The sequence below is a fragment of the Saccharothrix sp. CCNWYY140 genome (assembly GCF_037401995.1).
Taxonomy (GTDB): Bacteria; Actinomycetota; Actinomycetes; order Mycobacteriales; family Pseudonocardiaceae; genus Actinosynnema.
On record NZ_JBBEGC010000186.1, the window covers coordinates 1 to 11,046 of the forward strand.

Below are 11,046 nucleotides of genomic sequence, written 5' to 3' on the forward strand. Positions count from 1 at the left end.
AACCGACGCCCTTCCCTCCCCGGGGGCCTGCCGCGCGGCGAGCGCTTCTTTTGTTTTGAGAGCGCGAAGCGCGTTCGTCTTGAGAGCGAAGCGTTGCGTTCAAAGATCTTGAAAAGAGCCTCGCCGGCGGGCAGGCCGCCAAGGATGACGGAAGAAACCCAAGTTGGGAGGTCTGCTGCGCGAGCTACTTCGAAGAGCGCGCCCTTCGGGCGTTGGCGGCCTGCGGATGGTTGTGTGGGTGTGTTGTCTAGTCGTTGTGGGGTTGGAGGGTTACGTGGGTGCCTATGGCGTCTTGGGTGGCTGCCGTCAGGACTGCGTCCAGTAGGTGTGGGAAGCGGGTGTCCAGGTCTGTTCTGCGTAGGCGTAGGTAGCAGCGGGTGCCTTCGGTTCGGCTGTGGACGATGCCTGCCGCTCTCAGGGTGCGCAGGTGGTGGCTCAAGGTGGACTTTGCCACTGGGGCGCAGAAGGCTCCGAAGTTGCGTTCCTCGCCGTCTGCTAGCGCGCGGACCAGGCCCAGGCGTGTGGGGTCGCTGAGGGCTGCCATGACGTCGGGCAGGTGGAGTTGCTCGACGGGTGGGTCCGTGTCCTTGTGGCGCACGCCTCGATCTTAGCTTGTTCGATGGTTTGCGAACATCGAACGATCGGCGCTACGTTGATGTTCGATAGTCACCGAACATCGAACATTGGGGTGGGCATGGAGCTCAAGGGGCAGGTTGCGCTGGTCACTGGCAGCACGGCGGGGATCGGGCGGGAGACTGCGCGTCTTCTTGCTGCCGCTGGGGCCGAAGTGGTTGTCACCGGGCGCAGTGCCGGGCGCAGTGCCGAGCGAGGGGACGACGTGGTGCGGGAGATCGAAGGGGATGGGGGTGTGGCGCGGTTCGTGGGGGCGGATCTGGTTGAGCTCGGGGACGTGCGGCGGTTGGCCGAGGAGGTGGGGGAGGTGGATGTGTTGGTCAACAACGCCGGGATTTTTCCGTTCGCGGCTACGGCGGAGCAGTCGGTGGAGACCTACGACCTGCTGTTCGACCTCAACGTCCGGGCGTTGTTCTTCCTGACCGCCGCGCTTGCGCCCAAGATGGCGGCGAAGGGGGCGGGGAGCATCGTCAACATCTCCACCGCGGCGACCGCGGTCGGGTTGCCGGGTGCGGCGGTCTACAGCGCCACCAAGGCCGCGGTCGAGTCGTTGACCCGGACCTGGGCGGCGGAGTTCAAGGGGGTTCGGGTCAACGCTGTTTCGCCTGGACCGGTGGCTACCGAGACCGTCCTCGCCACCAACGCGGAGGCGGCCGAGCAGGTCGCGAAGTCGACCCTGCTGGGTCGCAGTGCCGACGTGCGGGAGATCGCCGAAGTGGTGTTGTTCCTGGCCTCGCCGCGGTCCAGCTACATGACCGGCGCGACGCTGATGGTCGACGGCGGGCGCACCATCATCTAGTCGGGGCGGATCTCGCCCGAGCCACGGCGCACCAAGGTCGCGGGGACGACCGCGTGCACGGGTGGGGTCGTGTCGCCCTCGATGCGGGCGAAGACCAGCTCCGCGGCCTTGCGGCCCAGAGCGGGGACGTCCTGGCGGACCACGGTCACGGCCGGGTGCAGCATGTCGGCCAGAGGGAAGTCGTCGAAGCCGATCAGGGCCACTCGTTGGTGCAGGTCACGGGCTCGGAGCACGCGCATGGCGCCTACGGTGACCAGGTTCTGCGCGGTGAACAAGGCGGTCGGGCGGGGGTCGCGGTCGAGCAGTTCCGCGGTCGCCCGCTCGGCCGCGTCCGGGCCTTTGAGGTCGGTGCGGACCAGGTCCTCGCGCAGCTTGAGGCCGGCGTGGGCGAGGCCCTCCAGGTAGCCGGTGTAGCGCTCCTGGCTGGTCCAGAGGGTCTGCCGGTCGCCCAGGAAAGCGATGTCCCGGTGCCCGAACGACGCCAGTTGCAGCACGGCCTCGCGGGAGCTGTCGCGGTTGGTGGTGGTGACGCTGTCTGTGCCGCCGAAGGTGGGTGGGCGGTCGACGAGCACCATCGGCGTCCCGCGTTCGCGTTCCTGCTGGAGTGCGTCCTGGTGCCCGCCCACGGCCATCACGACCATGCCGTCCACGCGGCGGGTCGCCAGCGACTCGAGCAGTTCGCGTTGCAGGTGCGGCTCGTCCTCGCTGCTGCCGGCCAGCACCAGCACGCCGTTCTGCCGCGCCCGGTCCTCCACCGCGCGCAGCAGCGCGGAGTCGAACGGGTTGGACAGGTCCTCGAACAGCACCCCGATGGTGGCACTGCGCTTGTCGGACCGGCGCAGGCTGCTCGCGGTCAGGTTCGGTCGGTAACCGAGGGTCCGGGCCGCCGCGCGCACCCGTTCCACGACCTCGGGACCCGCGCCGGGCAGCCCGTTGACGACTCGCGAGACGGTCTTGACACTGACCTTGGCGAGTGCGGCGACGTCCCGCATCGTCGGCTCGCGGCGCTGATCCATGCTGCTCCACCCCGGGTAACGCTTGCGTAACGGCAACTTGTCGTGACTTCGGCCACGAAGCTAGCGTCAACGATGACTCAAGGGAAGCCCCGACCCCGTAACCAGTCCACAAACACCCTGATCACGCTCCACGACTGGTTACGTCAACGTTGACGTAGGAGGAGACATGGCGCGTTCGACCGCCAAGCGCACCGCGCTGGCCTCGGCCGCTCTGCTGGCACTGGTCGCCTGCGGGGACAACGGAGGATCCACCACCGGCGGCGGGGCGACCCTCGTCGGACTGGTCACCAAGACCGACACCAACCCGTTCTTCGTGAAGATGAAGGAAGGCGCCCAGCAGGCCGCCGGGTCGACCGGCGCGACGGTGCAGTCCTTCGCGGGCAAGCAGGACGGCGACAACCAGTCCCAGGTCGACGCCATCGAGAACCTCATCGGGGCCGGCGCCAAGGGCATCCTGCTCACCCCGAACGACTCGAAGGCGATCGTGCCCTCGGTGGACAAGGCCCGCCAGGCCGGTCTGCTGGTCATCGCCCTGGACACCCAACTCGAGCCCGCCAATGCCGCGGACGCCACCTTCGCCACGGACAACTACCAGGCCGGGTTGTTGATCGGGCAGTGGGCCAAGGCGAAGTTCGCCAAGGAGGGCAAGCAGGCCAAGATCGCCCTGCTCGACCTCAACCCGAACCAGGTGTCGGTGGACGTGCAGCGCGACCAGGGCTTCCTGGAAGGCTTCGGCGTGGATGTGAAGGACAAGAAGAAGATCGGTGACGAGTCCGACCCGCGGATCGTGGGCCACGACGTCACCGACGGCGACCCCTCCGGTGGTCGGACGGCAATGGAGAACCTGCTCCAGAAGGACCCGGGCATCAACCTGGTGTACACGATCAACGAGCCGGCGGCGGCGGGTGCGTATGAGGCGTTGAAGGCGGCGGGTAAGGAGAAGGACGTCACGATCGTCTCGGTGGACGGCGGCTGCCCGGGTGTGCAGAACGTGAAGGCCGGTGTCATCGGGGCGACGGCGCAGCAGTACCCGTTGAAGATGGCGCAGTTGGGTGTGGAGGCGATCGCGAAGTTCGCCAAGGACGGCACCAAGCCGCAGAACACCGCGGGCAAGGACTTCGTGGACACCGGCGTCACCCTGATCACCGACCAGGCGGCCGAGGGCGTGGAGTCCAAGGACTCCGCGTGGGGCCTCCAGAACTGCTGGGGCTGAGCATGTCGACGACGTTGTCCAAACCCGACCCCGTGAGCGCGCCGGAGACCCACCGGTCCCCGCTGACCCGCCTCCAGCACCTGCTGCACGCACAGGCCACCATCGGCCCCGCCGTCGTGCTGCTGGTCGCGGTGATCGTGTTCGCCCTGCTGTCCGAGCGCTTCCTGACCCCGGGCAACATCTCCCTGATCCTGCAACAGGTCGCGGTCGTCGGGACTCTGGCGGTCGGTCAGACGATCGTCATCCTCACCGCCGGCATCGACCTGTCCTGCGGCGCGATCATGGTGCTGACCTCGATCGTGATGGCCAAGGTTGCGGCGGACACCGGGCTGCCCGGTGTTCCCGCGCTGCTGTTGGGTTTCCTGGTCGGCACGCTGTGCGGTCTGCTCAACGGATTGTTGGTGACGCGGCTGAAGTTGCCGCCGTTCATCGTCACGCTGGGCACGCTGAACGTGTTCTTCGCGCTGAACCTCTGGTACTCCTCCAGCGCCACCATCCGCGGCACGGACATGCCGAAGCTGCTGCTGTGGACGGGCCAGACCTTCACGGTGGGCGGCACCCGCATCACCTACGGCTCGATCATGATGGTGCTGCTGGTGGCCGCGATGGCGTTCGCGTTGAAGAACACCGCGTGGGGACGGCACGTCTACGCCACCGGCGACGACGCCGAAGCCTCCCGCCTGTCCGGCATCCGCACCGGCCGCGTCCTGCTCAGCGTCTACGCCACCGCCGGGCTGATGTATGCGCTGGCGGCGTGGGTGCTGATCGGCCGGATCGCCTCGGCCAGCCCGCAGGCGGGTCAGTTGGACAACCTCGACTCCATCACCGCAGTGGTGATCGGCGGGACCTCGTTGTTCGGTGGGCGCGGCGCGATCATCGGCTCGCTGTTGGGCGCGCTGATCGTCGGCGTGTTCCGCAACGGCCTCGCATTGGCCGGGGTGGACGTGCTGTGGCAGACGATGGCTGTGGGTGTGTTGATCATCGTCGCGGTCTCGCTGGACCAGTGGATCCGGAAGGTGAAGGCATGACCACACCGGTGTTGGAGGCCCGTGGCCTGGTCAAGCGGTACGGCCGGGTGACGGCGCTGGCGGGCGCGGACCTGGAACTGCTGCCGGGCGAGATCCTCGCCGTGATCGGCGACAACGGCGCGGGCAAGTCGAGCCTGATCAAGGCCCTGTCCGGGGCGTTGGTGCCCGATGAGGGCGAAATCCTGGTGGACGGGCAGCCCGTGGCGTTCGGCAACCCCATCGACGCCCGGCGGGCGGGGATCGAGACCGTGCACCAGTCGCTGGCGGTCTCGCCGTCGCTGGACATCGCCTCGAACCTGTTCCTGGGTCGGGAGCGCCGTCGCAAGGGCGTGCTGGGCTCGGTGTTCCGGATGCTCGACCGGTCCGGGATGCGCGAGGAGGCTCGCCGTCAGCTCGATGCGCTGGGCATCATGACCATCCAGAACCCGGGCCAGGCTGTGGAGACACTCTCCGGTGGGCAGCGGCAGGCCGTGGCGGTGGCCCGGGCCGCCGCGTTCGGCAGTCGGGTGGTGATCATGGACGAGCCGACCGCCGCGCTGGGCGTCCGCGAGTCCCGAGCGGTGCTCGACCTGGTCCTCCAGGTCCGCGACCGGGGCCTGCCGGTCATCCTGATCAGCCACAACATGCCGCACGTGTTCGAGGTGGCCGACCGCATCCACATCCAGCGGCTGGGTCGGCGCAAGGCGGTCGTGGACCCGAAGTCGGTGTCCATGTCCGACGCGGTGGCGATCATGACCGGCGCGATGGAGGCACCGTAGGTTCGCCCGAAAGGGTGAACGTGTTAGGCCAGAGGTAATACGTCGGGTGGACGTGGCGAGGACTGTAGTGACGGCGAGTCACAAGCCGTGACGGCAGGAGGTCCTCGCCATGACCACACGACTGCGGGTGACGCCATGACCGACGCCAGGAACTACCTCCACCTGCTGGGCCAGGGTCGGGGCGCGGCTCGGCTGGAGAACGCCGGGGCCGCGCCCGGCACCCCGCCGCCCAAGCCCGAGCTGCTGGACCGGCTCCAGGCCGAGATCGCCTGGGTGGAGAAGAAGACCGGGGTGCCGGCCGACGCGGACGCCAAGCGCGCCCTGCTCGGCAACGCGAACGAGGCCCTCAGCAGGCTCTACGGCGACGGCGGCGACGCGTCCCTCGGCGAGACGGAGCTGTCCGGGCTGGAGGCGGTCGTGCGGGCGGACGGGTCGCGGCCCGTGCTGTTCGTCGAGGACGACTTCGTGGACCTGCGAGCACCCTCGCTCGGGTTGTTCGCCGCGCAGCTGTCCCGGGTGTCGGACGCCGTGCGGGACGTGTGCCGGTCGGTGGGGCGTGTGGACGACCCGTCACCCGAGGCCACGCTGGGTTACCAGGGCACGGCGTGGGTCGTCGGCGATGGTCTCGTGGCGACGAACTTCCACGTCCTCCAGGCGATCGCGCCCGGCGGCGTGCGCGCGGACGGCCGGTTCCAGGGGCGGCTCAAGACCGGCGTGTCCGTCCACTTCGGACACGAGGTGGGCGGTCCGCTGCCCGAGCGCCGGTTCCCGATCCGCCGGGTCGTCGCGGTCGGACGCGAGGGCGGCGCGGGCACTCGGCACCCCGACTTCCCGGACCTGAACTTCGGCGGCCTGGACCTCGCCATCCTGGAGCTGGAACCCGTGCCCGGCAGGCCGTTCCCGGCCCCGGTGCGGGTGGCGCGCGGTGACGACCCGGTCAGCCGCGGCGGCCTGGCCACCCGTGGGCGCGGCGTCTACCTGGTCGGCTACCCCGGCGGCTCGACCTCGCCGGACCTGTTCGCGAGCATCTTCGCGGGCGTGCGCAGCTTCAAGCGGCTCGCGCCGGGCGCGATCATGGCGAGCGCCGGCGAGGTGGCCCACGACCCGAAGGGCTGGGTGCTCACCCACGACATCAGCACGCTGGGCGGCAACTCCGGGTCGGCGCTGGTCGACCTCGACGGCGACGGCCGGTCGGTGCTGGGCCTGCACTTCGCGGGCAACCACCTGCGGGAGAACTGGGCGCACGCGGCCGAGCGGATCACCGCCGACCTGGACGCGGCGCTGGGGGTGTAGCGCGGTGGCGGCGCCGGTGGACGAGGGCCGCTGGGACCCGGCGTTGCTCGCGCTGGCGCACGCGGTCAAGCTCGACGACCCCGTCCTGGTGGACCGCGTGTGGGAGCCGCTGCGCCTGACCCACGGCATCCACCTGCGCCGCGACACCGGCGCCGACCCGCTGGAGTTCACGGCCGAGGCGCTGACCGTCGCCGAGGGTCGCGGGCTGCTGCGCCGGCTGGCGATCGATCTGATCAACGGCGACCTGGTGTTGCCGGGCTTCGAGGAGCGGCTGACGGCGCTGCTGGGGGCGGCGGCGTTCAACCTCCAGTCGTTCGTCAACGGCGACTTCACGCCCAAGAGCGCGCTGGTGTCGGCGCGGAGGTTCCTGGACAGCTGCGACCGGGTGTGCCGCATCGACATCGGCGGCGAGCACCGGGGCACGGGTGTGCTGGTGCGGCCGACCCTGGTTGCGACCGCCGCGCACGTCGTGCAGGAGTTGGTGCGGGTGGAGGGCGGGGTGATGGTGGCGGTGTCGGGGAGCCGGGACGCGTTGCGGCTGACCTTTGGGTACGCCGAGGACTACTTGCCGCCGCCTGCCGCCGCGCCGCGTGGAGCCGCCGGGCCGCGTGGAGCCGCCGGGCCGCGCGGAGCCGCGGGGTTGCAGGCGGTGTCGCCGCTGGGTGAGGCCGGCGGGGTGCGGGCGGTGGCGTCGTTGGGTGAAGCCGGCGGGGTGCGGGCGGTGTCGTTGGGTGAGGCCTCCGGCCCCCGGTTCGATTGTCCCACGGGGGACCGACAAATCGGGCCGGGCGAGGACGTGCGGGTGTTCGAGGGTGAGGTTGCGGAGCTGCATGAGCGGTGGTTGGCGTGGTGCAGTCTGCCTACGGCGTCGGAGCGGTTGGGGTTGGAGGACGTTCGGGACATCGCCGGGATCACCGACGTCGACGGGCCGTGGGACCTGGCGTTGATCCGGCTCGCGCAGCCGCGTCGGGGGGATCGGCGGACCCGTCTGGGTGTGCAGCCGCCCGGAGAGCCGTTCCCGGTGCACGTCCTGCACCACCCGGGCCGCGCCAGCGGCACCGCCGAGCCGTTGCTGTGGTCCATCGGGCGGCTGGACGAGCAGTTGGGCGCGCCCGCCGTGCGGTACCTGCACGACGCGAACACCGTCGCCGGCTCGTCGGGTGCCCCGCTGTTCGACGACGAGTGGCGCCTTGTGGCCCTGCACCAAGGCGGCGGTCGGACGCTCCAGGCGGTCGGCGACGCGGCGGGTGTGCCGGAGCAGGCACGCAACCGGGCCGTGCCGGTGTGCCGGTGGCTGGCCAAGCTGGACGAGCTGGAGGACGTCGTGCCCTACCTCCAGGAGGTCGGCGGACCGGCCGGTCCCCGCCGGGTCGTGGGTCGGCGCGGCACGCAGGAGCGGCTGTGGCGGGCGCTGCGCGAGGGTGCGCCGGCCGAGGACCGGCTGCTGGTCGTGCGCGGTGAGCCGGGCACCGGGTTGCGGTTCACCAAGCGGCTGGTGGGGGAGTACGTGCGGCGGCACAGCGACGGCGTCGTGGTGTCGCTGGACGTGGCCAACGCGCTGGGCACCGACACCGCCGGGTTCGCCGAGCACGTCGCGGGCACGCTGTCCGCCGAGCTGGACGTGTCGCCCGGCGCGCCGGACCGGGTCCGCGACGGGATCGCGCCCCGGCTGGGCGCAGTGCTGGACGGGGTGGGCGGCAGCCGGGCGGTGTGGCTGGTGTTCGAGGGGTTCGACCGGGCCGGCGGCCGGCAGGGGCTCGACAACCTGCTGCTCGGCCTCATCGGGGCGCTGCCGGAGTACCGGACCGTGCGGCTGGTCGTGGTGTCCTGGCAGCAGGTCCCGCCCGAGCCGTACACGCGGTCGGTGGAGGACCTGAAGCCGCCCACGGCGGAGGACGTGGCGTGCGCGTTGGTCGGGCCGGGCGGGACGCCGGGGCCGGATGACGTGGCGTTCGCGGAGTTCGCGCTGGGGCGGGCGCAGGCGGAGCACCTGACCGGTTATCGGGCCGCGTCCCGGGCGATCGACTTGATCCGGGCCATGCTCAAGGCGCGCGAGGTGGCGTGATGACACCTGTGACGCCTGACGAACAGCGGTTGGTCGAGGCGTTTCTGGCGGGGCGGTCGGAGGCCGAGACTCGGGCGTTGGTGCGGCGGTTGTCCCCGCCTCAGCTGCCGCAGGTCGCCGAGGACGTGGTGCGGGTGGTGCGGGCGCGGGCGGCGTTGTCCGGTGCGGTTGCGCCGCGGGATCTTGTGCGTGCGCTGCCTGGGGGTGAGGCGGAACGGGTGCTGGACGTTGTGGCGATCGACTTCGACCGGGTGCTGGTCGGAGGGCAGTGGCGGTGGACGATGCGTAGTGGGCCGCGTGAGCAGACGCTGGTCCGGTTGGCTGCCGAGGGTGCGGTGAGGGCGGCGCTGGCTGAAGCGGACTCGGTGCCGACCGATGAGGCTGGGCGGACGTTGCGTGAGCTGGCGGGGGTGGGCCGTGATGGCGGGCGGCTGTTCCGGCGTTTTGCCCGAGAGAAGCGGGACGATCGCGCGATTCTCCAGGCGCTGACGTGGGTCGCGCCGCTGGGTGGTCGGCAGGCGTACCTGGCTGAGGCGCGGCGGCGGGCGGGGCTGATGGCGGTCCGGGACAGCTACGCGGCGCTGCTCGACGTCGGGGTTCACGGCCGGGAGCGTGAGTTGGAGGTGTTGCGGGAGTTCGTGTGTGCGCCTGCCGATCCTCGCGGGCCGGTGCCGGTGCTCGCGGTGACGGGGGCGGGTGGTGTGGGCAAGTCGACGCTGCTGGCCGCCTTGGTTGTGCCGTATCTGGACCGGCAGTTGGACGGGGAGGCTGGGGAGGGGTCGGTCGTGGTGGTGATCGACTTCGATCGGGAGGTGTTCCGGGCCGACGCCGAGCTGGAACTGTCTTTCGAGGTGACCCGGCAGCTGGGTTGGGCGTGGCCGATCGCTGGTGCCGACTTCTCCGCCTTGCGTCACCAGGCCCGGGAGGAGCGGCGGCTGGCAGGGGAGACCGAGTTCGAGGCGGAGGCGCGGGTGCTGGTGGATCTGCATGACCTCGGGCGGCGGACTGTGGTGCTGGTGCTGGATACGTTTGAGGACGTGCGGCGTGACCGGCCGTTGTCCGGAGGGTGGAACGATCCGGAGCGACCCATGATGGAGTGGGTTCGGCGGCTGCGGCACGGGATGGGGTTGGCGGGGCTGCGGGTTGTGGTGTCCGGGCGGGGGTCGGTGTCTGCTGTGGATGGTGTGGTGGAGTCGTTGCGGCTCCCGGAGGCAACCGGCGGCTCTGCGGGACGTCTCGGTCGGTGACAACCGACTCCCTTTGCGAGGTTCGCGTGGTTCGCTCTCTTGTCGTGGCCGCGATGTCGGCCGCTTTGCTCTGCATCCCCACACCGGCTGGGGCCGCGATCCCCGGCGACGACGTGTTCTGGTCCGATCCGGCCGGTCCTTCCTCGGCCACAACCCGTATCAATGGGGTGTCTTGCCCTTCGGGCAAGCAGCTCATAGGGGCACGGGCGTACACCAGAGGCGCTCGGCGGGACGTGCTGATCACGGCACTCATCCCGTCGGCCGTGGCGGCGGTCGCCGTGGCACATGAGGACGAGGACGGCACCGCCGAGGAGTGGAGCTTGGTGGTGGAGGTGGTGTGCGCGCTGCCGGTGGCTGGGCATGAGGTGGTGGTGCAGCACTCCGAGCACACGTCGGGGAACAAGCAGGTTCGTGCTACTTGTCCGGTCGGGAAGAAGGTGCTGACGGCGGGGTGGAACACGCAGGGCGAAGGGCAGGTCTGGGTCAACCAACTCGCACCGTCCGCTGACCTGACCAGCGTGGCTGTGACTGGGATGGAGGATCCGGATGGGTACGCGGGCACGTGGCGGCTGACGACGTATGCGGTGTGTGCGGACCCGTTGCCGGGATTGAGCCTGCACAGTGCGACTTCTGTGGTGGACCGGTCGGACAAGATGTTCGATGTCCGGTGCGAGTCGCATCAGCGGTGGCTTACGGCGGGGTGGTCGTTCATCGGGGCTGGTGGGGTGACGCCGGCGGGGCAGGTGTCGCCGAACTTGTGGGCGGCGGGGACGTCTTGGTTCCAGCTCAACGTTTGGGAGGATGACGACGGGTTCGGTTATGACTGGTATGCCGTGGGGCGCGCTATCTGCGTTAACCGCGCTTAGGGATGGGCAGACTCTTCAAGATCTTCAAGAGTGATGCTTCGCTCTCAAGCTGAACGCGCTTCGCGCTCTCAAGATCAAAAGCTAGCAGGGAGACCACCGATGGGGGGTGAAGGGCGTCGGTTCCCCCA

10 protein-coding genes are annotated in these 11,046 nt (G+C 70.1%); 8 read left to right on the forward strand and 2 right to left on the reverse strand.

What is annotated here, in order from left to right; genetic code table 11:
- Positions 1–247: 247 nt before the first annotated feature.
- Entirely contained in the window at positions 248–598 is a 351-nt protein-coding gene (locus WBN91_RS37295; protein WP_337728991.1) for an ArsR/SmtB family transcription factor, read from the reverse strand.
- Between the two features lie 96 nt (positions 599–694).
- Between WBN91_RS37295 and WBN91_RS37300 the strand changes: the two genes are divergently transcribed.
- Positions 695–1,432: an SDR family NAD(P)-dependent oxidoreductase gene (locus tag WBN91_RS37300; RefSeq protein ID WP_337729438.1), complete on the forward strand. Its 738-nt coding sequence runs from the start codon at positions 695–697 to the stop codon at positions 1,430–1,432.
- Here the strand turns inward: WBN91_RS37300 and WBN91_RS37305 are convergent.
- Positions 1,429–2,448 carry a LacI family DNA-binding transcriptional regulator gene (locus WBN91_RS37305; RefSeq protein ID WP_337728990.1) on the reverse strand — a complete coding sequence of 340 codons (1,020 nt, stop codon included), beginning with the start codon at positions 2,446–2,448 and terminating at the stop codon, positions 1,429–1,431. The two genes, WBN91_RS37300 and WBN91_RS37305, sit on opposite strands and share 4 nt — an antisense overlap.
- 166 nt (positions 2,449–2,614) lie before the next feature.
- Between WBN91_RS37305 and WBN91_RS37310 the strand changes: the two genes are divergently transcribed.
- From WBN91_RS37310 to WBN91_RS37340, 7 genes are all read left to right on the forward strand, one after another.
- Positions 2,615–3,661: a sugar ABC transporter substrate-binding protein gene (locus WBN91_RS37310; RefSeq protein WP_337728989.1), complete on the forward strand. Its 1,047-nt coding sequence runs from the start codon at positions 2,615–2,617 to the stop codon at positions 3,659–3,661.
- Positions 3,634–4,689: an ABC transporter permease gene (locus tag WBN91_RS37315; protein WP_337728988.1), complete on the forward strand. Its 1,056-nt coding sequence runs from the start codon at positions 3,634–3,636 to the stop codon at positions 4,687–4,689. The genes WBN91_RS37310 and WBN91_RS37315 overlap by 28 nt, the downstream gene beginning before the upstream one ends.
- A complete protein-coding gene (locus WBN91_RS37320; protein WP_337728987.1) occupies positions 4,686–5,447 on the forward strand; it encodes an ATP-binding cassette domain-containing protein in 762 nt (253 codons plus the stop codon). Before WBN91_RS37315 ends, WBN91_RS37320 begins: the two co-directional genes overlap by 4 nt.
- A 135-nt stretch (positions 5,448–5,582) precedes the next feature.
- Positions 5,583–6,740 (forward strand): trypsin-like serine peptidase, encoded by a 1,158-nt coding sequence (locus tag WBN91_RS37325; RefSeq protein ID WP_337728986.1) that lies wholly within the window; start codon positions 5,583–5,585, stop codon positions 6,738–6,740.
- Between the two features lie 4 nt (positions 6,741–6,744).
- Positions 6,745–8,805: a trypsin-like serine peptidase gene (locus tag WBN91_RS37330; RefSeq protein WP_337728985.1), complete on the forward strand. Its 2,061-nt coding sequence runs from the start codon at positions 6,745–6,747 to the stop codon at positions 8,803–8,805.
- On the forward strand, positions 8,805–10,052 hold the full coding sequence (locus tag WBN91_RS37335) for an ATP-binding protein (RefSeq protein ID WP_337728984.1): 1,248 nt from the start codon (positions 8,805–8,807) through the stop codon (positions 10,050–10,052). Before WBN91_RS37330 ends, WBN91_RS37335 begins: the two co-directional genes overlap by 1 nt.
- A 233-nt stretch (positions 10,053–10,285) precedes the next feature.
- Complete coding sequence (locus WBN91_RS37340; protein WP_337728983.1) at positions 10,286–10,918, forward strand: hypothetical protein; 633 nt, start codon at positions 10,286–10,288, stop codon at positions 10,916–10,918.
- The last annotated feature ends 128 nt before the right edge of the window (positions 10,919–11,046 follow it).